General features: G+C 61.1%; 24 protein-coding genes. 19 read left to right on the top strand and 5 right to left on the bottom strand.

The window, feature by feature from the left end; all coding sequences use genetic code 11:
- Window positions 1-2 precede the first annotated feature (2 nt).
- The 10 genes from LAD35_RS06685 to LAD35_RS06640 all read left to right on the top strand — a co-directional run bounded on the left by LAD35_RS06685 (window position 3) and on the right by LAD35_RS06640 (window position 5,011).
- The gene (locus LAD35_RS06685) at window positions 3-749 is read left to right on the top strand and encodes a hypothetical protein (protein WP_224151925.1); all 747 of its coding nucleotides are present in this window, start codon (window positions 3-5) and stop codon (window positions 747-749) included.
- Window positions 746-1,045: a hypothetical protein gene (locus LAD35_RS06680; protein ID WP_224151924.1), complete on the top strand. Its 300-nt coding sequence runs from the start codon at window positions 746-748 to the stop codon at window positions 1,043-1,045. The genes LAD35_RS06685 and LAD35_RS06680 overlap by 4 nt, the downstream gene beginning before the upstream one ends.
- Window positions 1,042-1,209, top strand: coding sequence for a hypothetical protein (locus LAD35_RS06675; RefSeq protein ID WP_224151923.1), 168 nt, complete (start codon window positions 1,042-1,044; stop codon window positions 1,207-1,209). Before LAD35_RS06680 ends, LAD35_RS06675 begins: the two co-directional genes overlap by 4 nt.
- A 247-nt stretch (window positions 1,210-1,456) precedes the next feature.
- The gene (locus LAD35_RS06670; protein ID WP_224151922.1) at window positions 1,457-1,735 is read left to right on the top strand and encodes an ASCH domain-containing protein; all 279 of its coding nucleotides are present in this window, start codon (window positions 1,457-1,459) and stop codon (window positions 1,733-1,735) included.
- Window positions 1,732-1,974, top strand: coding sequence for a hypothetical protein (locus tag LAD35_RS06665; RefSeq protein ID WP_224151921.1), 243 nt, complete (start codon window positions 1,732-1,734; stop codon window positions 1,972-1,974). The genes LAD35_RS06670 and LAD35_RS06665 overlap by 4 nt, the downstream gene beginning before the upstream one ends.
- Window positions 1,971-2,465 carry a hypothetical protein gene (locus LAD35_RS06660; protein ID WP_224151920.1) on the top strand — a complete coding sequence of 165 codons (495 nt, stop codon included), beginning with the start codon at window positions 1,971-1,973 and terminating at the stop codon, window positions 2,463-2,465. Before LAD35_RS06665 ends, LAD35_RS06660 begins: the two co-directional genes overlap by 4 nt.
- A 29-nt stretch (window positions 2,466-2,494) precedes the next feature.
- Complete coding sequence (locus LAD35_RS06655; RefSeq protein WP_224151919.1) at window positions 2,495-2,845, top strand: hypothetical protein; 351 nt, start codon at window positions 2,495-2,497, stop codon at window positions 2,843-2,845.
- 104 nt (window positions 2,846-2,949) lie between these two features.
- Window positions 2,950-3,177, top strand: coding sequence for a DUF4224 domain-containing protein (locus LAD35_RS06650; protein WP_224151918.1), 228 nt, complete (start codon window positions 2,950-2,952; stop codon window positions 3,175-3,177).
- Window positions 3,170-4,201: a tyrosine-type recombinase/integrase gene (locus LAD35_RS06645; RefSeq protein WP_224151917.1), complete on the top strand. Its 1,032-nt coding sequence runs from the start codon at window positions 3,170-3,172 to the stop codon at window positions 4,199-4,201. Before LAD35_RS06650 ends, LAD35_RS06645 begins: the two co-directional genes overlap by 8 nt.
- Window positions 4,202-4,834: 633 nt before the next feature.
- Window positions 4,835-5,011 carry a hypothetical protein gene (locus LAD35_RS06640; protein ID WP_224151916.1) on the top strand — a complete coding sequence of 59 codons (177 nt, stop codon included), beginning with the start codon at window positions 4,835-4,837 and terminating at the stop codon, window positions 5,009-5,011.
- Window positions 5,012-5,387: 376 nt separating this feature from the next.
- Here LAD35_RS06640 and LAD35_RS06635 read toward each other — a convergent pair whose 3' ends face one another.
- Together LAD35_RS06635 and LAD35_RS06630 are read right to left on the bottom strand one after the other, a co-directional pair.
- Window positions 5,388-5,951 (bottom strand): DUF6891 domain-containing protein, encoded by a 564-nt coding sequence (locus LAD35_RS06635; protein ID WP_224151915.1) that lies wholly within the window; start codon window positions 5,949-5,951, stop codon window positions 5,388-5,390.
- 191 nt (window positions 5,952-6,142) lie between these two features.
- On the bottom strand, window positions 6,143-6,790 hold the full coding sequence (locus LAD35_RS06630; RefSeq protein ID WP_224151914.1) for a DUF2242 domain-containing protein: 648 nt from the start codon (window positions 6,788-6,790) through the stop codon (window positions 6,143-6,145).
- Between the two features lie 368 nt (window positions 6,791-7,158).
- On the opposite strand from LAD35_RS06630, the gene LAD35_RS06625 reads away from it, so the two are divergent.
- From LAD35_RS06625 to LAD35_RS06615, 3 genes are all read left to right on the top strand, one after another.
- On the top strand, window positions 7,159-7,980 hold the full coding sequence (locus LAD35_RS06625; protein WP_377780369.1) for a peptidoglycan DD-metalloendopeptidase family protein: 822 nt from the start codon (window positions 7,159-7,161) through the stop codon (window positions 7,978-7,980).
- A gap of 286 nt (window positions 7,981-8,266) precedes the next feature.
- The gene (locus LAD35_RS06620; RefSeq protein WP_224151913.1) at window positions 8,267-9,112 is read left to right on the top strand and encodes an META and DUF4377 domain-containing protein; all 846 of its coding nucleotides are present in this window, start codon (window positions 8,267-8,269) and stop codon (window positions 9,110-9,112) included.
- 376 nt (window positions 9,113-9,488) lie between these two features.
- Entirely contained in the window at window positions 9,489-10,769 is a 1,281-nt protein-coding gene (locus LAD35_RS06615) for an MFS transporter (RefSeq protein WP_224151912.1), read from the top strand.
- Window positions 10,770-10,789: 20 nt separating this feature from the next.
- Here the strand turns inward: LAD35_RS06615 and LAD35_RS06610 are convergent, their stop codons facing one another.
- Window positions 10,790-11,704: an MBL fold metallo-hydrolase gene (locus LAD35_RS06610; RefSeq protein ID WP_224151911.1), complete on the bottom strand. Its 915-nt coding sequence runs from the start codon at window positions 11,702-11,704 to the stop codon at window positions 10,790-10,792.
- A gap of 72 nt (window positions 11,705-11,776) precedes the next feature.
- On the opposite strand from LAD35_RS06610, the gene LAD35_RS06605 reads away from it, so the two are divergent.
- The 4 genes from LAD35_RS06605 to LAD35_RS06590 are packed head-to-tail and all read left to right on the top strand — an operon-like array spanning window position 11,777 to window position 13,869.
- Complete coding sequence (locus LAD35_RS06605; RefSeq protein ID WP_224151910.1) at window positions 11,777-12,121, top strand: ArsR/SmtB family transcription factor; 345 nt, start codon at window positions 11,777-11,779, stop codon at window positions 12,119-12,121.
- 35 nt (window positions 12,122-12,156) lie between these two features.
- Window positions 12,157-12,585 carry a YeeE/YedE family protein gene (locus LAD35_RS06600; RefSeq protein ID WP_224151909.1) on the top strand — a complete coding sequence of 143 codons (429 nt, stop codon included), beginning with the start codon at window positions 12,157-12,159 and terminating at the stop codon, window positions 12,583-12,585.
- A gap of 10 nt (window positions 12,586-12,595) precedes the next feature.
- On the top strand, window positions 12,596-13,021 hold the full coding sequence (locus tag LAD35_RS06595; RefSeq protein ID WP_224151908.1) for a DUF6691 family protein: 426 nt from the start codon (window positions 12,596-12,598) through the stop codon (window positions 13,019-13,021).
- Between the two features lie 53 nt (window positions 13,022-13,074).
- Window positions 13,075-13,869 carry a pseudouridine synthase gene (locus LAD35_RS06590; RefSeq protein ID WP_224151907.1) on the top strand — a complete coding sequence of 265 codons (795 nt, stop codon included), beginning with the start codon at window positions 13,075-13,077 and terminating at the stop codon, window positions 13,867-13,869.
- 58 nt (window positions 13,870-13,927) lie between these two features.
- Here LAD35_RS06590 and LAD35_RS06585 read toward each other — a convergent pair whose 3' ends face one another.
- Window positions 13,928-15,433, bottom strand: a complete 1,506-nt coding sequence (locus LAD35_RS06585; RefSeq protein ID WP_224151906.1) for a hypothetical protein — start codon at window positions 15,431-15,433, stop codon at window positions 13,928-13,930.
- Window positions 15,434-15,466: 33 nt separating this feature from the next.
- A complete protein-coding gene (locus LAD35_RS06580; RefSeq protein ID WP_224151905.1) occupies window positions 15,467-17,053 on the bottom strand; it encodes a hypothetical protein in 1,587 nt (528 codons plus the stop codon).
- Window positions 17,054-17,388: 335 nt separating this feature from the next.
- Between LAD35_RS06580 and LAD35_RS06575 the strand changes: the two genes are divergently transcribed.
- Both LAD35_RS06575 and LAD35_RS06570 read left to right on the top strand, forming a co-directional pair.
- On the top strand, window positions 17,389-18,585 hold the full coding sequence (locus LAD35_RS06575) for a M20 aminoacylase family protein (protein WP_224151904.1): 1,197 nt from the start codon (window positions 17,389-17,391) through the stop codon (window positions 18,583-18,585).
- A gap of 31 nt (window positions 18,586-18,616) precedes the next feature.
- Entirely contained in the window at window positions 18,617-19,609 is a 993-nt protein-coding gene (locus tag LAD35_RS06570) for a Bug family tripartite tricarboxylate transporter substrate binding protein (protein ID WP_224151903.1), read from the top strand.
- The last annotated feature ends 35 nt before the right edge of the window (window positions 19,610-19,644 follow it).

Below are 19,644 nucleotides of genomic sequence, written 5' to 3'. Positions count from 1 at the left end.
AGGTGATCCACTATCACGGCCTCCCCATCACGCCTGAAACTGCCGCCGCGCAAGTGCTACAGGCCGGGCACGGCTTCGTTTCATTCGCCGAACCGCGAAACTTGGGCTTGGTGGCCAGCGTTTGCCAGTCGTTCGCCGTGGACAACGGTGCGTTCTCGGCGTGGAAGTCTGGCCAGCCAGTCAGTGACTGGAGCGGGTTCTACGCCTGGGCTGGCGATGCGCTACTCATCCCTTCATGCGACTTTGCCGTGATCCCCGACGTAATCGATGGCGATGAGGCTGCGAACGACGCTCTGCTCGCTGAGTGGCCGCTGCCGCGCTGGTTCGGCGCTCCGGTCTGGCACATGCACGAAGGCTTGGACCGACTGGAACGCCTGGCCGCCGACTGGCACCGCATCTGTATCGGCAGTTCTGGCGAATACGCAGTGGTCGGCACAGCAGAGTGGTGGCGCCGTATCTCCGAAGCCATGGCCGTCGTCTGTGACGACCAGGGCCGCCCCGGCGTGCGCTTGCATGGATTACGGATGCTCAACCCCGCTGTGTTCTCGCGCCTGCCATTTGCGAGCGCGGATAGCACCAATATCGGTCGAAATATCGGCATCGACCAAGCATGGCGCGGCACTTACACACCGCCGACAAAAGAAGCCCGCGCCGCTGTCATGCGCGCTCGGATTGAAGCTCACAACGCTCCTGCTACGTGGGAGTCAGCACCGGCCCTACTGGAGCCAGAACAAGGAACTCTGCTTTGAATACCTACCGCTACACATTCGTGGCTGCATGTCCAGCCAATGGCGAGCAGATCGTCTATAGCCTGGAACTGCAGCACCAGGGCAAGGTGTTTGTTGAGCACATAAAGACGGCCTGTGCCTTACACCGCGAGGGCTATCAGGAAGACATTGCCGCCGATTTGCACAAGCGCTTTGGAGGTCAACTCACTCTGCGCGCTATTCATCACGGCGTTGAAATAGAAACCGTACTTCAAGATGCCCAGCGCGCCCAACAGAGGGAGGGCCAGCCCGCCCAGGCCAAGAAGGAGGAAGAGTGACACGCTACCAAGCACTGCGACGCCTCGGCCTCGATCCATTAGCGTCCGCATTCGTCGCATTCTTCAACTGGCTCTTCAATGTGCCGAACAACGAGATTCATTTCATGCACATGGTGATTGAGATTGATAACGAAGATGAGCCCGCCCCCAAGGAGGCACCATGACCCAATGCACCTACGTTCTTTCGTGGATCGGCCAATGCAAAGCTGCCTGCGAGGGGAACCACTGCGAAAAGCACAAGGCAGTCAAATGCACCGTCTGCGGTGAGCAGGCCACCCACGAATGCGACCACACCGGCCAGTTCGTTTGCGGCGCTCCCTTGTGCCCAAACTGTGAAGGCCACTCCGACACCACCAAGCCCAGCGGTGGGTGGGGGTTCATGAACCACTCACATCGCCGGAAAGAGGCGCCATGACAACCCTTCACCTCCCTCTCAAGCGGGAATACTTCGAGGCCATCCGAGACGGCACCAAGACCGAGGAATTCAGGCTGTGCACACCACACTGGGCCAAGCGCCTGGAGGGCCGCACCTACAACGAGATCGTGCTGACCCTGGGCTACCCCGCCCGAGGCGACCACGCCAGGCGCCTGGTGCGCCCTTGGCGCGGCTTCACGATCAAGACCATCACCCACCAGCACTTCGGCCTGGAAGCAGTGCAGGTTTACGCCATCGATGTGAGGGCCCCATGACCGACAAGGTATACGCAGCGGACGGAAGAACAGAGTGCCAAGTTATTGAAGGCCTAGGCTTCTATGTCAGTGCCGTCGAATTCAATAAGCTCTTCGCCCGCGCTATAGAACTGGAGTCTGCGCTTTCCGACATGCACACATTCTTTCAGCCTAACGCCTGGGGAAGCGAAGACAACAAGCGCGACGCACTCAGAAGCGCAGAGCAAGCGCTTGCGATCACACAGGAGAAGCGGGAATGACCGACACGACCGAAGCACAGCAGCGGGTGCAGACCTACATCGACCGCCGAAAGCAATCCAGGGGCCTGGATAAAGATCACATCCACGGCTTCGACGCGGGCGAATCATCTGAAGCGATTTTGCTTACCTCTGACCTCGAAGTGTTGATTGGAGAGATACAGCAGTTCAAGGCCGAGCGCGCCTCCCAGACCAACCGCGCCGCAGCAGCCGAGCAGCAAGTCACCGCTCTAACCCAGCGCCTGGACATGGCCAATCGACTGAACATCGATGCGCGCGAGCAGTTGGCCCAGCTATCAGCGCGGCAGGCTGTGCCGGATGGGTGGCGCCTGGTGCCAATGGAGCCGACTGAGGAAATGATCAAAGCAGGCAACACCAAAACATGGGTGCTTCCCTGCCATGACTGCTGGTCAGCCATGCTCTCAGCCGCCCCTCCCCCACCTGAGCGGGAGCCACTGCCAGTGCAGGACGGCGGGCCATCTCCTCGCATGTAAACAACTTCCAACTATCACTGAGAAAAAATATGACAACCAAGACAACTGGCGCCGAGCTCAAGCGCTTCTACAACGACCCCAGCTTTTGGCTGGATGGCGTGTGGCATGAGGATGTGCTGATTCTGTCAAAGGACGGCTCTCAAGAAGACGAAATTTCCGAAATCCCAGACGCTCTGGCAGTTTCGATCGCGGGCGGAGTAGTCTTCTATTCTGGTCCCGGACGAGCGCCTTGGCCCGGTGAAGACGGCACGAGTTTCGAGGCCTATTTCAGGCGCTGGCGGAAAACACAAAACACAGCCTACGGAACCCTTGAATGCCCAAAAGACAAGCTTGATGCCGTTCTGGCCGCAATCAAGGAGGCTGGGGGCAAAGTCACATGACCACCAAACGCTCCCGCAAATGGGGTGACAAACGAGCACCCCTCCCCGAACAAGACGAACCCGAGCCCCGCCAATGAGCGGGGTTCTTTTTTGGAGGAATGGATATGACCCTGTTTCTCACTTCAGATGAAATCAAAGAACTCACAGGCGTCAGAGGCGGCAAGCCCGGACGCACACGCGAGCAACGGCAAGCAGACTGTCTGCGCTCAATGAAAATACCCTTCCACTTGAACGCCGCAGGGCGCCCAGTTGTCGTCCGCGCCTTCATTGAAGGGAAAGATAAGAAGGAGATGGCCGCGCCCGCCTGGGAACCGGCCTTTGGCCATGGTTAATGCAATGCCGAACTTCCGGGCCCGCAAACAGCGCTCTGGCAAGACTTACTACTATTTCGACACCGGGAAATCGGGCAAAGAAATTGCCCTCGGTCAAGACTATTTCAAGGCCGTAGAACGATGGCTTGAGCTATCAAACAGTTCAGAAGCAGCGCCGCAAAAAACATTTGCTGATCTCGCGGCGTCATACATCGCCAAAGTCCTTCCTGAAAAGGCAATGTCGACCCAGGCAACACAACGTGGTGACATAAAGAAACTTGTGGAGTTCTTTTGCACACCCGCCCCAGCCCCGCTGGATGCGATCAAACCAAAACATGTCTACCAGCTGCTGCAATGGTCCAAAGACAAGCCAACCACCGCAAACCGCCTCAAGCGTGTTTTCTCTCACATGTTCAATACAGCCCGCGCCTGGGGGTGGACCGAAAACGAAAACCCATGCGCAGGCATTGAGGGGTTCGCGCTCGGCAAAAGAGAGGTCTACATCACCGATGCCGTATACCAGGCAGTCTATGCAGTCGCGGACGATGCGCTACGTGACGCAATGGATCTAGCCTATTTGACTGGCCAGCGCCCAGGCGATGCGAGAAAGCTAACAACCAAAAATATCCAAGATGGTCGACTAGTTATAAAGCAGAGCAAGACGGCTGCACCTCTGCGCTTCATCATCGAGGGAGAGCTACAAGCCCTACTAAAGCGTATATCGGATCGCAAGGCCCGCATCAATGCAGGCACAGAATGCCTGCTTGTCAGCATCCACGGAATGCCAATGACAAAGCAAATGCTGCGGGACGCATTTGAGTCAGCGCGCGCTGCTGCAGCCGAAAAAGCCGAAGGCGCGAAAAACCAGCAACTCGCCAACGATATTCGCAAATTCTGGTTCTACGACCTTCGCGCCAAGGCGGCGGACGATGTCGCGGACGAACGCGGAGAGCAAGCCGCAGCAGACCAACTGGGGCATACCTCGGTGCAAACCACCAAGCGTCACTATCTGCGGCGAGGGCCTCAGGTCAGACCCACAAAGTGACAGCCCTAAGTCTATATAACCGCCAAGTATAGATTTGCAGATTTTGAAAAAGCGGAGCGCTCCGCTTTTGACAAATGATCAACCTCGTAAGAACAGCATGAAGTAAGGGTATCATGCTATTAAATTTGAGTTTACAACAGCCTTCTAAGCTGTGGGTCACTGGTTCGATTCCAGTCGGGCAGGCCAGTCTCTGCAACGATTCCACGCTATCAATACTGTAGTTTTCTGCTTCGGCAAACTGTTGATCTGCACAGTCTTCCAGACCAATTTTTCAGTTTCCGCTGTAGCAAAAGCGAAGCAAAGTTAAGACTGCAGCTCAAGCATTTATCCCGGGTGCGTTCCATTTTTGGTTGCAGAATATGGCAGCAGCCAAGGAGCCTGAAGATGGATCTTGAAAGAGCACACGAAGCTGCCGCCCGAGCGCTATGCCACCAGCGCCAGGCTATTGCCCTTACCGCGCGACTGGAGAGCTAGGCAACTGCCGCCTCACCCCGGCGAAGCCCCCTCACCCACAGCCAGGATTGACCTGCATCACTAGTGGAAGATGACGGCTATCGCCCCAAAGAGAACAGTGCACAACCAATCTAAAATTGGTCAACGGTACACGTTACGGCATCTCGGCAAGAGCCAAACATGCCCAATGAAGAAATTGGTTTTTTCGGGAGACTTCACCGCATGAAGGCTGTGCAACTCATCGCTTTAGTGATTGTCGTTGGCGCGCTTTTTCTTGTGGTGAACGGATTGTTTTCCGCGTGGGCTTTGCTTGAGCTGGCCTGGTCGACGATTCTCGGTTTTGTAAATCTCTTTTGATGTTGGCCTGCCATCGTGCATTCCACACCATATGGTTGTCACATCCTTGGGTCTCCGAGCCCAACTTTTCATTCCATCGGACGCGTAACGGAGCCGTTATCACGGCCCTGGGCCTAGTGGCCCGGCGTCTTCGCCCGTTTAGCCGGGACGTTGAGCGTCTGCTTGCATCTGCCGAGACCGGCTGCTATTGGCAACTCTCCAGTCAGACCACTGCGATGACCGTCTGATTCCAATCAAACTACCTCCACGAAACCCGGTGTGATTCAGCAGTGCCACGCGCTGCGCATACTGCGATGAGCGCAGACACCGATGAGGGAACGGTTATCTCCTTCAAGCCTCTACGCCATTGCTATCGAAATATAGCAATTGACCTGTGTCATCGACTCTTCCAGTCAAACACCGGCACGGATATGCGCTCATCAAACGAGCCATTCCACTGCGCATGCAGGCCTGCTGCCACCAGCGCACGCATCACACGCTGGCCGACCTCCAGACCCAGCGAATGCTCCAGTGCCGCGTCCAGCGGGCCAAAGGCCAGGTAGAGCCCGCCCCCACGCACCGCCCGCGCCAGGTCCTGTCCGTGGAAAAAGCAATAGCCGATGAAACGCGTCGCATCGCTGCGCTCTCGCAGTTCCTCGCGGATATCGTCATAGCCATCGCTTTGGGTATGGCCCGCGTTTTGCAGGCAGACCACGCCCTGCTGCTCCAGCTGGTCAAAGGCCTGGTCGAGGCGATCACAGTCGGTCACGCGCGGCCACTGGCCTTTGGCAAGCTCCAATGCAGCAAAGCATTGGCCCACAAAGGCCTGCACCTCCTCCTCGTCCAGTTCTCCAGGTTCGTACATCTCGTCCACGATGATTTCGACGATGCGCGAGGCATCTTCAAACCCGCCATGCACCAGCACCGTAATCTCGTCCCGCACTTCATGGTTCAGAGGCATTTCGCACGCTCCACACTTGTGTTGCTCATGGCTGTTTTTAACCCAGCACCTGGCTGCCTGCAAGTGCAGCGCTGCTTTGCTCAACATGCGATGCGAAGCCCATGAGCGGGGGAGCCGCCTCGCCAAAGAAGAAAACCGGCCTGAGCCGGTTTTTCATGGGGTATCCGTTTTGCGCCGCAGCATTGCCGCCGCTATTCCACAAACTCCTCACCGTCGTGCAGGCTCTGCTGGCGCAGGCTGTCGTCCTGGCGGAGAAAGGACTTGATCAGGTCAAAAAAGCTGTCGTAGAACGTAGCCGAACTCACGGTTTCACTGCCAACTTTGATCAGGGAGTCATTGCCGGCAGAGAATGGCAGCGACAGCGAGCCCAGCGCGCCCACGCCCACGCTGGCTGAGTTGCTGCTCTTCTTGAGGTTGTAGGTGTCCTTGAGCGCCGAGACAAAGCCCAGGCTGACCTTGCCGTCCTTGCTGTCAGGGGCACACACCACGCGGATGGTGATGACCTGGTTGTTGTCCGGCGCAGGTTGGAAGGTCTTCTGGCCTTCCACTTCCTTGTCCTTGGACACGTTGATGAGGTAGCCCTGGCTCAGGAGCGCGCGGCGTGCCGCTTCGCAGGTGCGCTCGGGCGAGGCATCGAAGAGGCGTGAATAGGTGTTGGCCGAGCCAAAGGTCTCGCGTGCCACCACGTTGTAATGGGCTCCGTCCTGGCTGCCGCCCAGGCTTGCGCAGCCCGACACCAGGGCCACACCGGCAGCCATCAGCACCCATGCTGCAGTGCGAAGCCGCAGGTTGCCGCTTGCACGCGCAAGGTAAGGTCTGTCTGAATACTTGCCCAACATGAACGACACCAACTCCCGGAATATGGTTCTGCGGAAAACGCCCTGGCACCCATGGCCGCTGTTACTGTAACGGATGGATGGGCTACTGCAGTCGCACCGGCAAACATCCCGTGCCTGCCAGTCCACCAGTCGCTTTACCATTTGCAAAAAGGATAGCATCAAATATGCTACCAGCCCCCGTAGCCATCGGGGTTACACATCGTCTGGTTTACCAAAATTTGCATATTAAATGCAAGGTTTGCGCTCTATGGGTAAGCGCAAGGCGCTATGCTTTTTAAAGCAACTCACAGAATCTGATCTTCGCCATGTTCCATTCAGTTACATCCGCAGACCTCACTGCCACGAGCCAGGGGTTCAGCCGCCGCCAGATGGTGCTGGGCTGCGCGGCTGCAATGCTTGCGCCTGGCCTCCAGGCTGCGCCATCCCACGCCTCCGATGGCTGGCCGGCAGATTCACGGGTGCCAGGCGGCGTGGCGCGGCTCTCGCTGGGGCCCGCGGCGAGCCGCCCCCAGGCATTCAGCGGCGACATGCCCGTGCTGGTGCTGGGTGACGCGATTGAATGGACGGCCCTGGTGGGTATTCCACTGTCTGCCGTCGTGGGGCCCGCCAGTATCCGCGTGCAGACTGCAGAAGGCAGCCGGACCGTTCCCTACACCGTACGAGACAAGAAGTACAGCGAGCAGCGGCTCAAGGTGGCGCCCAAGACGGTCGATCTTTCGGCCGAGGACAATGCCCGCTATGAGCGGGAAAGCGCCCACCTCAAGCAGGTCATGGCCACCTTCAGCAATGTTTCTCCAGCCGGCATGGTGCTGCCCGCGCCTGTGCCGGGGCGGCGTTCCAGCTCGTTCGGCTTGCGCCGCGTGTTCAACGGCCAATCGCGCAATCCGCACAGCGGCATGGACATCGCCGCCCCCACCGGCACCCCCATCAAGGCGCCGCTCGCAGGCAAGGTCATCGACACGGGCGACTATTTCTTCAACGGCAATACCGTATGGCTGGACCATGGCTCCGGCTTTTTGACCATGTACTGCCACCTGAGCAAGATCGATTGCGCCGTAGGCGACGCAGTGCAGGCGGGCGACGTCATTGCCAAGGTGGGAGCCACCGGCCGAGTCACCGGCCCCCATCTGCACTGGGGCGTCATGCTCAACCGCACCATGGTCGACCCGGCGCTCTTCCTGCCGGGCTGATCGCCCCCACCTTATCCCTCACTTCTGTGGGCGATGGTGTGGGCAAGCCTGGGGACAATCCCGCAAGCCTTTGTTTTATAAAAATTATTGATCACTGCTCATCTTTTGTGCAGTACTGCATCGCAGCATCCCCTCACACGCAGGCCATCAAAACGGATAACAGCCTACAACCTGCGTACATGCCCATCCTCTAGGATGGCGCACACCCCTGTTGAACGTGTTTGCGTTCCAACCACCGGCTGGCAGCCCCATCGGCTACCATCCCACATCCAGAAAGGAATCCACCATGACACGCTGGCCTCTCGCCGCTCTCGCCTCCACCGCCCTGCTCGGCATCGCTGCCTGCAGCAGCACGGGCTCGGCCGACCCCTCCACCAGCAAGCCTGGCGCATCCTCCTCCACCAATCCCGGCATGAACTCCTCTGCACTCAACAAAACCCTGCAGGCCTACCACTGGGACCTGGAAAGCGCCCAGGACCAATCCGGCCGCGCGCTGCCCAGCTTCACCGCGCTGGCCCCCAAGACTGCCGTGCGCCTGAACTTTTCTGCGGGCAGTCAGCCTGGCCAGCAGCTGGTCTCCACCAAGATCTGCAACAACCTCGGCGGCAGCTACCAACTCGATGGCGACAAGATCACGATCGGCAACATGATCTCGACCCAGATGGCCTGCGCCGACGGCCGGGTGATGCAGTTGGAACAAGCCGTTGGCGCCCAACTGCCGCGCGCGCAAAGCGTGCGCATTGCGCAAGATGCCAACCCGCAGAGCATGGTGCTCAGCTTCAATGACGGCAGCCGCTGGAATCTGAAGGCCGTGCCCACCAATGCCACCAAGTATGGCAATGCGGGCGAGACCATCTTCCTGGAAGTGGGCCCCCAGACCAAGCCCTGCAGCGCAGGCGTGATGCGAACCCAGTGCCTGCAGGTTCGTGATGTGCACTATGACAGCGCCGGCCGCAAGACCACGACTGGTGAGTGGGGCAACTTCTACGGCAACATCGAAGGCTACCAGCATGAGCCGGGCATTCGCAATGTGCTGCGCGTCAAGCGTTACACGGTGCAGAACCCGCCTGCCGACGCCTCGCGCTACGCCTACGTGCTGGACATGACGGTGGAATCCGAGCGCACCAAGTAAGCGCTGCACGCAACACCAAATCCACCCCCGGCTTGCCGGGGGTTTTTCATGGCCGCGCGCTGCCCCTTCTACCGCTGCAATGCAAAGCCCGCTCCTGCCCGCCAGGCTTGGCCGAGGGCGCTCTTGCAACAGTCGCAGTTATTCCCATCCAGCGGGGATGCTTCTGTGCATAAGCTTGGCAAAAGCGACCAAGATACTTGATCTTCAAGCACATTTTCTTCTTGCCCAGTTTTTGGGCAACACCCTGTTGCACGCTTGCGAAGCCTAACTCTTATATAAGAGTTGAGCCGCCGTGGCAGAATGGCGCCACAACCACCAACAACACTGCAGTTGCCTCGATTGCGCCATGCGGCCCAGACGCGTGTCATTGCCATCCATGCCCGTTCCACCCACCTCAGCCCACCCTCCCCTGCTGCGCGATCAACACAGCGGCTTTCTGACTTTTCTGGTGGCCCGCGTGTTTGCCGTTGGCGCCACGCAGATCCAGGCCGTAGTGGTGGCCTGGCAGGTGTATGACCTCACGCGCAATCCGATGGCCTTGGCCTTCGTGGGCCTGGCACAGTTCATTCCCATGCTGGTGCTGCTGCTGCCGGCAGGCGAGCTGATTGACCGCCTGCCTCGCAAGAAGGTACTGGCAGCCAGCTGGGCCATCGGCGGCGTCTGCAGCGCGCTGCTGCTGTGGCTGTCGGGCCATGGACATGCGGGCGTCGCCGGCATCTATGCCGTGCTGGTGCTGTATGGGGCTACGCGGGCGTTTTCCGGCCCGGCCCTGCAAAGCCTGCTGCCACAGCTGGTGCCGCAGGCACTGCTGCCCAAGGCCATCGCAACCAACAGCGTGGTCATGCGGTGCGCCGCCATCGGCGCGCCCATGCTGGGCGGCTTTCTGTATGCCGCAGGTGGCGCGGAATGGACCTATGGCACCTGCCTGCTGGCGTTTGCGGTCGGCACCGTCTTGCTGCTGCGCGTGCAGGTACTGTATGCCGCGCCCCGTGCGAAGGACCGGGTGGATGCACCCGCCGACACCATCTGGCAGCGCTTTGGTACCGGCATCCGCTTCATCTTCGGCAGGCCGATGGTGCTGGGCACGATCTCGCTCGATCTGTTTGCCGTGCTGCTGGGCGGCGTGGTGGCGCTGCTGCCCATCTACGCGCACGAAGTGCTGCACACCGGCCCCGAAGGCCTGGGCCTGCTGCGCAGCGCCATGGCCATGGGCGAGGTCTGCGCGGGCCTGTACCTGAGCAACCGCCCCTTTGGCACGCATGTGGGCAAACGCATGATGCTGGCTGTCGCCATCTTCGGCATCGCCAACCTCGTGTTCTCGCTGTCGCACTGGCTGTGGCTGTCCTGCATCGCGCTCGCAGTGGCCGGTGCGGCCGATATGGTGAGCGTGTACGTGCGCGGCGCACTACTGCAATTTGCCACGCCCGATGGCATGCGGGGCCGCGTCAACGCGGTCAACATGCTGTTCATCGGCTCTTCGAATGAACTGGGCGAGTTCCGCGCGGGCAGCAGCGCTGCGTTGCTGGGGGCCGTGCCCGCCGCCGTGGCAGGCGGGCTGTGCACGCTGGCCGTGGTGGGGTTGTGGACGCGGCTTTTCCCCAGCCTGTGGAATGTGAACCGCTTTGAAGACGCGCAGCACCAGTCTGCCGGCCGATAAGGCGAGAACAGTTACCGCCGCTAGAGCGCATTCACCGGCAGCTTGAGAAAGCACCGGCCCTGCGCGTCCGCTTCCGGTAGCTTGCCCGCACGGATATTGACCTGCACCGAAGGCAGCATCAACTGCGGTACAGCCAGCGTTGCATCGCGTGCCCGACGCATTGCAACAAACGCGGCCTCATCAATGCCGTCGTGCACATGGATGTTGTGGGCACACTGCTCGGCCACCGTACTGCACCATGCGGGAGCACGGCCTGCAGGCGGGTAGTCGTGGCAGACGTACAGCGCGGTGTGCGGCGCATGCGCCAGCAGTTTGCGGATGGAACGATAGAGCTGGTGCGCATCGCCGCCCGGAAAGTCGCAGCGCGCCGTTCCCACATCGGGCATGAACAGGGTGTCGCCCACAAAAATGGCACCAACACCACTGCCATCGCCACCTTCTACCGCATAGGCAAGGTCTGCGGGCGTGTGGCCCGGCACGCTCAAGGCGCGTATGCGGGTGGCGCCCAGTTGCAGCACATCGCCATCGCCCAACAACCTGTCAAAGTCTGCCCCTTGTGGTGCGATGGAATCATCCATTGCATAAATGCCGCCAAACACCTTCTGCACAGCGATGATGTGCTGACCAATCACAACCGGTGCTGCTATGCGGGCCGTACCGGCAGGCACCCGCGCGCGCAGCCACTGGGCAGCCGAGAGGTGATCGGCATGTGCATGCGTCTCCAGCACCCAGCGCAGATCCAGCTGCTGCGCTTGCAGGTAATCAACGATGCGCTGGGCCGATACCGTACTGGTGCGGCCACTCTTGGCGTCAAAGTCCCATACCGGGTCAATCACCGCCGCCGCACGGCTCGCGGCATCGTGCAGCACATAGCTGACGGTGCCCGTCACCTCGTCAAAAAACGCCTGAATGCCGAATGGAGCGGAAGATACCATGGTTAAAAACACATTCACAAAAAACAATATATATTTTAATATAATGAAAACCAGGCCTCTGTGCAAGGCTCCATGTCAACCTGCCTTTCGATGACTGATAGTCCTACCGCCCACCACCTGCCCCCTGAAGCCATGCGCCACGCCGCCCAGCAGGCAGTTGCGGCCCTCAAGCTGCTCGCCAACGAAGACCGACTACTGCTGCTGTGCCACCTGAGCCAGGGCGAATGCTGCGTCAGCGATATGGAGTCACATCTGGGCATTCTGCAACCCACCTTGTCGCAACAGTTGGCCGTGCTGCGGCGCGAGAACGCCGTCACCACACGGCGCGAAGGCAAGAACATCTACTACCAGGTCGCCGACGCTCGCCTTTTGGCACTGCTGCAGACCATGTACACCCAGTACTGCCCCGCGCCCTGATGCACTGCACCCCTTCCCCCCCACGAAAGCCCGCCATGACCATTGATATGACCGCCTTCACCCCTGTGGCCGCCCTGCTTGGCGGCGCCCTGATCGGCCTGGCCGCCGTGCTGCTCGTCCTGTTCAATGGTCGCATCGCCGGCATCAGCGGCATTGTGGGCAGTTTGCTGCCACCACGCGCGTCAGGTGAGGCATGGCGGGTGGCGTTCATCATTGGCCTGCTGGCTGCGCCTTGGGTCTATGGCCTGTTTGCGCCCATGCCTGCGGCAGCCAGCCCGGCAAGCTGGCCGGTGCTGGTGATCGCCGGGCTCCTGGTGGGCTTTGGCACGCGCCTGGGTTCGGGTTGCACCAGCGGGCACGGCGTGTGCGGGCTCTCCCGCCTGTCGATGCGTTCGCTGGTCGCCACCCTGTGCTTCATGGCTGCCGGTTTTGCCACCGTGTTTGTGGCGCGCCACTTTCTGTAAGGAGACTGTCATGACCACCATCATTGCTGCCATCGTGGGCCTGGTGTTTGGCCTGGGCCTCCTGGTATCGGGCATGGCCGATCCTCACAAGGTGCTGGGCTTTCTCGATCTGGCCGGTGCCTGGGACCCCTCACTGGCCCTGGTGATGGGCGGCGCCATTGCCGTGGGGCTGCCCGGCTTTGCACTGGCCCGCCAACGCCAGCGCAGCCTGCTGGGCGAGGCCATGCAGTTGCCAGCCAGCAAGGCGCTCGACGCGCCGCTTGTCGTGGGCTCGGTCCTCTTTGGCATAGGCTGGGGTCTGGCCGGTTACTGCCCCGGCCCGGCGCTGGTCGGCATCACAGCGGGCATGGAATCGGCCGCCATCTTCAGCGCTGCCATGCTGGCAGGCATGGTGCTGTTTGGGCTGTGGCAAGCACGGCAAGGCACAAAACTATAAAATAGATAGCTTGCTGCGCTTTACTGACAAGCGCTACAGCCCAATTTCACCCCATGCTTCCAACCATCGACCCCGCTGTTGCGCACACGCATGCCGAGGGCAGCCCACTGCCCGTGCTGTGGCAAGACGAGCACCTGATTGCCATCTACAAGCCAGCGGGCTGGCTGGTGCATCGCACGGGGCTGGACGCGGGCGAGACACGTTTCATCGTGCAGACCCTGCGCGACCAGATCGGCCAGCATGTCTACCCGCTGCACCGGCTGGACAAAGGCACCTGCGGCGTGCTGCTGCTGGCCCTGCACCCCGAAGCCGCCAGCCGCACCCGCGCGCAGTTTGAAAACCACCAGATCCACAAACGCTACCTGGCCCTGGTGCGCGGCTGGGCGCCGGAGCACTGTGAGGTAGACCACGCCCTGCGCCCCGACGACGCACCGGCTGACGCCCCCGCCCAACCTGCTCAGACCCGTTTTTCGAGGCTGGCCGCGCTGGAACACCCCGATGCCTATGACAGCCGCTTTGCCGGCACGCGCCTGTCGCTCGTGCTGGCCGAGCCGCACACCGGGCGCCGCCACCAGATTCGCCGCCACCTCAAGCACATCGCCCACCCCATCATCGGCGATGCCACCCACGGCAAGGGTCCGCTCAACCGCTGGTGGGCCGAGCGCCTGGGCCTGCAGCGGCTATGGCTGCATGCCTGGGGCATGCACCTGGCGCATCCGTACACGCAACAGGCTCTGCAACTGCACAGCGGCCTTCAATGGCCCACAGCCAGGGAATGCCCGCCCGCTACAGGCGATCACCCCAGCCTGCTGCAATGGCAGCACCTGTTGCACCATTTCGCAAAATAGGCGCAACTGCGCAATCGCCACAACCGTTCATCTGCCAGCGCACTTGCTTAGAACGTGTTTACTGCTTGATGAGTGGACCCACGCCTGTGAGATTGCCAAACCTGTCACGGACTCGAAAGGCGATGCCGCCCGTGGCCACGCTGCGCCCTCGGTAGCTGAAAGGGAAGCTGAAACGAACGGCCCGTTTATCAGTGGCAGCTACGCTCGTGCATTCGACCACGGTATCCGTCAGCAGCTCGATGAACTGGCACTGAAAATCTCCAGCCTCATTGCTCAGCACCTTGCCGTTGATCCTGTTCAACGCAACAAAGAACTCTAGATCTCTGTCGGTAAAGATCCAATCGCCCATCAGGCTGGCGAGATCGGGACGCGTTGGCTGCAGCTCAAAACGCTCGATCACGCGCAGCGGCTCCTGCGGCAGGCGAATCGAGCCTTCATTCATGTTCTTGTAGCTGTCTATGCGGTCAAAATTGACAGTCGTCAACCCTGCATCGGATGCCTCGGAGGCCGATTGCCACGGCCCGCCCAGGTAGCGCCCCCCCTGGTAGGTCTTGAGTGCAATCTGTGCCTTCGATTTGGCATATTCTCCCGAGCCCATGTGAAAGGTGGCGCGGCCATCGGGCCGGTAATTGAAGACCTGCAGCAGTGCCTGGTCAAATTGCACATCCAGGCTGAAGCCGCGACCGGGCTTGCCGGTCTTTTCATCCCGCACGATCCAGGTACCCGGCTCTGGAATGCGCTGCCCTCCATAGCCTCCCTGAAATCCCGAAAACCATATCTGATCGGCACTTGATGGCATCGACCTCGGTGTCGCAGTGTCCTGGTAAGCGCCAACCATCCGGCGAGCGGGCTCACCCTCGACCTCCATCAGGACGCTCAGGTCATACAGATGCTGCTGGTAACTCAGCCGAACTTTTTTGGTGGATGTGTCAGCTGGCACCTCTCCACTGCACTCCACGGTGCCGTGTTCATCGGCTGGCTGGCATACAAAGTACCAGTATGCCGATGGAGCCTGCCCTTTCAAGATCAAGCGCCCCGAGCCATAGACCTCCAGATTCCATAAACCAACGGGATGGCGCTCGGCATCGAGTTCAGCCAGCGCAAAGCGCTGCCGCCGGTAGGTCGGCTGTTCACCACGCGGGTTGAAGATGAAGCGGCGCATGGCATACGCGGGCTCACCAGGCAATTGGATGCTGCCCTGCACGCCGTTGGCAAACTGCAGCCGCACATTGCCCACGCTCTCGGCAAGCGCTGCATCCTGCACCGCACCGCCCAGGGCGACTCCCCCCTTGAACTTCTGCAGCGGCAGCACTGCACTGTCTCCGTCCATCTGGCCAGAAGCCATGTAGAAGGTGGCGGCGCCATCGGTCTCGTAGCCATAGACCTGCAGCACGACGGCATTGCCCTGCACGTCAACCGCCAGACCGCGCCCTGGCTTGCCATCCAGCTCGGCATCGATCACCCATGTGCCCGCCAGCGGCGTGAAATCACGCGCGGCCCACGCCGGAGCCATGCCTGCGGCAACCCCCAGCAGCAACAGTATCTGTCTACGCAAACGCTTCATACAAAATCCCCGTCTTCCATACGGCTCGCCATGTCAGCGTGTTCTGGGCAAACCAATGCCCTCGTCAAATGCGGTGTAAAAATTGCTTGTGCGGATCAAAGGCACCTGCCCCAGCAGCAGCACCGATTGGTCACCCAGCAGCCGGTACACGGTGGCCAGGCTGCGCCCCCGGTAGCTGAGCGCAAAGCGGTATTCCAGCTCCGGATAGCTGCCCAGCCGCTTGTCCGTCACCTTACAGCGCACATTGCCGTCGGCGGTTTGCTCGTACCAGCACTTCACTTTTTCACTGGAGTTGATATCGGGCACGTTTTCGTACGAAGTCGGCGGATTGACCCCTGGTTGCCAGTTGACCGGCGAGAGCTTGGTCCGCAGCGCCATGTTGGGATCGGCTGATACCGCAGACCACTCCCCTTCCAGATACATCAATGGCTGCCTGCTGGTCTCAACAAACCAATGGTTCACGCCAAACTGAAAGCGATGGATGCGCTTTGCCGCTTCGCCCGGAAACTGTACCCAGCCGCTGGTGGCCGTATCGAATTGCAGGCCCATCGCCTGGGGCTCGCCCATTTCGGTACCCGACGCGGCCGCACCGCCCAGGGAACGACCGCCTCGGTATTGCTTGAGCGCCACGGTTGCGGCGCCCTGCTGGTACGGGCCTGTACCCATATGGAAGGTCGACTGCCCGTCGCTGCCGTAGTTGAACACCTGCACCAGCACCTGCCCGCCTTGCGGGTCGATGCTCAGCCCCCGGCCGGGCTGGCCGGTGCTCTCTTCCGTCACCACCCAGGTGCCGCTGTCGGGAACCACGGCCCCGGCCGCGCCTGCGGGCGGCGTGGCTGTGTCCAGCGGCAGGGCTTTCAATGTGTTGCTGCTGTCATGCACGGTCAGCAAAGGGCCCTTGAAAGCCTCTGCTCCACGGTTGGAGCCCCGCACATCATTGGTCTCCACCACGCCGATCAGCTCGTTGAGATAACGCTTGAGCACCACGCGGTCCAGAACCTCGCCATCGTCCCTCAGGCGTTCGCAGACCAGGGCCTGCCGCGCCTGCTCTGCCTTGCAAGGCCATTGAATGGTCAGGAATTTGTTGGCATCCGGGTCATAGCGCGGGTACTGAAAGCTGACGGAGCCGTCGCCGGTCATTTCCAGGCTGGCCGCAAGCGCCGAGGCATCCGGCTGCCAGGAATGGCCCAGCAAGAATGTGGCTCGCTGCCCCGGCTGGATCAGTGGATTGTCATAGTAGAGGCGCTCGATGCGCACCGGCTGTTCGCCGGGCAGCGTCAAGGTTGCCGTCGTGGCGCTGTCGAAAATGACGGTGACATCGCCAGCCGTATCCAGCTCCTGGGCATCGCGCGCATCACTGCCAAAGTACCGGCCCCCTGCGTAACGCTTGAGAGGCGCGACAAAGGGCGTGCCCACCGCCATCTGAAAATTGCCGCTGGCCATGTAGAACGTGGGCGAGCCGTCTGCGTTGTACCCATACAGCTGCAGCACCATCGAGCCAAACTGCACATCCAGCGCCAGGCCGCGGCCTGGTTTGCCGTCCAGCTCACTGCTCACGACCCAGGTACCGTTTTGCGGGGCATAGCTGTTTTGCGCATACGCGCAAGAGACGGCGAGCATCAACGCGCTCAGGCCTATGCTTCTGATCAAACTGCCCTTCATGCAAATCTCCCGCACAGCATTCAATGAATCGGATCCGGAACCAGAACAGGGTTTTATCAGAATAACAAATACTTTAATAAATAAATTCGATAAAAATTCAGAACCCGGCCCAGCCTCATGTATTGGCTGCCAATGGAATCCCGATGCAGCCCACCATGGCCCACACCCATGCCCGGCGCGTCCTGCGGGTGACAATGATGGGCCTAACCATATAAACAGAAGTAGTTTTGGCAGCCGCATAATCGGTGCAACCACCGGCCCGGCCGCCTTCATCGATCCCGGGAGATTGAGCCATGTACATCGACAAAGATAACGCACCCAACATCAACCAACTCACCGCATTCCGCCGCGACCTGCACATGCACCCGGAGCTGAAGTACGAAGAAAGCCGCACGGCTGACAAGATTGCAGCCTACCTCACGGCGCTGGGCGTCCCCATGGCGCGGGGCCTGGGCACCACCGGCATTGTTGCCAGCATTCACGGCAAGGGGCGCGATGCCACCAACCCGGGGCCTGCCATCGGCATCCGCGCCGACATGGACGCCCTGCCCGTGCAGGAGACCAACCAGTTCGGCCACATCAGCCAGTACGAAGGCCGCATGCACGCCTGCGGCCATGACGGCCACACCACCATGGTGCTGGGCGCGGCCGAGCTGCTCTCGCGCCAGCGCGATTTCGATGGCACGGTGCACCTGATCTTCCAGCCCGCCGAAGAAGGCGGTGCCGGGGCGCGCGCCATGATGAATGACGGGCTCTTTACCCAATTTCCCTGCCAGGCCGTGTTTGCGCTGCACAACTGGCCCGCGCTGCCACAGGGCGAGATGGGCGTGCGCGTCGGCCCCATCATGGCAGCGGCGCTGCGGTTCGAGATCATCGTGCGTGGCCGTGGCGGCCATGCCGCCCTGCCCCACACCACCATCGATCCGATTCCGGTGGCCTGCGCCATCGTCGGCCAGTTGCAGACCCTCATCTCGCGCGGCACCGATCCGCTGGACAGCGCAGTGCTCACCATCGGCAAGATCGAGTCCGGCACAGTGGAGAACATCATCCCCGACGAAGCGCGCATCTACGGCACCTGCCGCAACCTCACCAATGCCTCGCAACAGTTCCTGATCGACGGCCTGCACCGCATCAGCAGCCACATTGCCGAGGCGCACTTTGCCAGCGCCGAAGTCATCATCAAACCCGGCTACCCCAACACCACCAACCACAGAAAGGAAGCGGTGTTCATGGGCGAGGTGATGCGCGAGATGGTGGGAGACGCCCATGCACACACCGATGTGCTGCCCGCGATGACCGCCGAAGACTTCGGCTTCATGCTCGAAGCCGTTCCCGGCGCCTACGGCTGGATCGGCAATGGCGCCGATGGCCAGCCCGGGGTAGGCCTGCACAACCCCGGCTACGACTTCAACGACAACAACCTCGATCTGGGCGCCCGTTTCTGGGACCGCCTGGCGCGCCGCTGGTTTGACACCCAGGCCGTGCGCTGAGCCCTGAGCCCTTCATATGCCCTGGATGCCCATGACTTCCCCATTCTCCCGTCGCCAATGGCTGAAAACCGGCGCCGCCCTGGCTGCGGGCCTTGCCTGCGGCAGCAGCTTTGCAGACAAGCCCTGGCCCGGCGGCCAGCCCATCCGCATCATCGTGCCCTTCCCGGCCGGTGGCGTGAATGATGTGGTGGCGCGCCAGTTTGCCGACCTGCTGGCACCGCTGCTGCAAACCTCCATCATCGTGGACAACAAGCCCGGCGCGGGCGGCAGCATGGGCATGGACGCGCTCGCTCGCTCTGCCCCCGATGGCCACACGCTGGCCTTTTCCGGCATCAGCACCCTCACCCTGCTGCCGCACGTGATGAAGGTGGCCTACGACCCGATGAAGCAGATCAGCGCCGTGGCCTCCACCATGTATGCACCGGTGTACCTGCTGGCCACCAAGGCCTTCAAGGGCAGCAGCGTTGCCGACGTGCTCGCTGCTGCCAAGGCCAGCGCCAAGGGCGTGACCATCGCCAGCTCCGGCTACGGCACGCTGGGCCACATCATGATCGAGCAGTTCACCCGCCAGACCGGCGCCAACCTCGTGCACGTGCCCTACAAGGGCGGCAGCCAGCTGATCACCGATGCCGCAGGCGGCCAGTTCGATCTGCTGGTGGCCAACCCCTACGCGCCCATCAATGCGCTGATCGCCGAAGGCAAGCTGCGCGTGCTGGCGGTGACCGGCCCCGAGCGCGCCGCGGCATTTGCGCAGGTGCCCACGCTCGGCGAGCTGGGCTACCAAAGCGCCAACCTCACCTCGCTGTTCGGCTTTTACGCACCGGCAGGCACGCCTGCTGCCGTGGTGCAGCGCCTGAACCAGACCATCAACGCCCAGTTGGCCCACACCGAGGTGCAGGACAAGCTGCGTTCGCTCGACAACATCCCGCTGTCCATGGGCGCAGACCAGTTCCAGGCCCTGATCCGCAAGGAATGGGAAGCCAATGGCAAGGTGGTGCGGGAAGCCCAGATCCAGGCGCAGTAAACGCACCGCTGCCTTGGCACAACACAGCGAATGCC

It is taken from the genome of Comamonas odontotermitis, assembly GCF_020080045.1.
GTDB classification, from domain to species: Bacteria; Pseudomonadota; Gammaproteobacteria; order Burkholderiales; family Burkholderiaceae_C; genus Comamonas; species Comamonas odontotermitis.
The sequence above is the reverse complement of the archived record's forward strand: the minus strand, read 5'-3'. Positions and strand labels throughout refer to the sequence as shown.

Bases quoted from the DNA above. Each gene is read 5' to 3' on its own strand.
- LAD35_RS06660 (WP_224151920.1), top strand. From the start codon at position 1,971: ATGACCGACACGACCGAAGCACAGCAGCGGGTGCAGACCTACATCGAC.
- LAD35_RS06630 (WP_224151914.1), bottom strand. From the start codon at position 6,790: ATGTTGGGCAAGTATTCAGACAGACCTTACCTTGCGCGTGCAAGCGGC.
- LAD35_RS06625 (WP_377780369.1), top strand. From the start codon at position 7,159: ATGGTGCTGGGCTGCGCGGCTGCAATGCTTGCGCCTGGCCTCCAGGCT.
- LAD35_RS06580 (WP_224151905.1), bottom strand. From the start codon at position 17,053: ATGCTCGCCGTCTCTTGCGCGTATGCGCAAAACAGCTATGCCCCGCAA.
- LAD35_RS06635 (WP_224151915.1), bottom strand. From the start codon at position 5,951: ATGCCTCTGAACCATGAAGTGCGGGACGAGATTACGGTGCTGGTGCAT.
- LAD35_RS06665 (WP_224151921.1), top strand. From the start codon at position 1,732: ATGACCGACAAGGTATACGCAGCGGACGGAAGAACAGAGTGCCAAGTT.
- LAD35_RS06605 (WP_224151910.1), top strand. From the start codon at position 11,777: ATGTCAACCTGCCTTTCGATGACTGATAGTCCTACCGCCCACCACCTG.
- LAD35_RS06650 (WP_224151918.1), top strand. From the start codon at position 2,950: ATGACCCTGTTTCTCACTTCAGATGAAATCAAAGAACTCACAGGCGTC.
- LAD35_RS06645 (WP_224151917.1), top strand. From the start codon at position 3,170: ATGGTTAATGCAATGCCGAACTTCCGGGCCCGCAAACAGCGCTCTGGC.
- LAD35_RS06640 (WP_224151916.1), top strand. From the start codon at position 4,835: ATGCCCAATGAAGAAATTGGTTTTTTCGGGAGACTTCACCGCATGAAG.
- LAD35_RS06575 (WP_224151904.1), top strand. From the start codon at position 17,389: ATGTACATCGACAAAGATAACGCACCCAACATCAACCAACTCACCGCA.
- LAD35_RS06600 (WP_224151909.1), top strand. From the start codon at position 12,157: ATGACCATTGATATGACCGCCTTCACCCCTGTGGCCGCCCTGCTTGGC.
- LAD35_RS06615 (WP_224151912.1), top strand. From the start codon at position 9,489: ATGCCCGTTCCACCCACCTCAGCCCACCCTCCCCTGCTGCGCGATCAA.
- LAD35_RS06590 (WP_224151907.1), top strand. From the start codon at position 13,075: ATGCTTCCAACCATCGACCCCGCTGTTGCGCACACGCATGCCGAGGGC.
- LAD35_RS06670 (WP_224151922.1), top strand. From the start codon at position 1,457: ATGACAACCCTTCACCTCCCTCTCAAGCGGGAATACTTCGAGGCCATC.
- LAD35_RS06610 (WP_224151911.1), bottom strand. From the start codon at position 11,704: ATGGTATCTTCCGCTCCATTCGGCATTCAGGCGTTTTTTGACGAGGTG.
- LAD35_RS06585 (WP_224151906.1), bottom strand. From the start codon at position 15,433: ATGAAGCGTTTGCGTAGACAGATACTGTTGCTGCTGGGGGTTGCCGCA.
- LAD35_RS06570 (WP_224151903.1), top strand. From the start codon at position 18,617: ATGACTTCCCCATTCTCCCGTCGCCAATGGCTGAAAACCGGCGCCGCC.
- LAD35_RS06595 (WP_224151908.1), top strand. From the start codon at position 12,596: ATGACCACCATCATTGCTGCCATCGTGGGCCTGGTGTTTGGCCTGGGC.
- LAD35_RS06655 (WP_224151919.1), top strand. From the start codon at position 2,495: ATGACAACCAAGACAACTGGCGCCGAGCTCAAGCGCTTCTACAACGAC.
- LAD35_RS06620 (WP_224151913.1), top strand. From the start codon at position 8,267: ATGACACGCTGGCCTCTCGCCGCTCTCGCCTCCACCGCCCTGCTCGGC.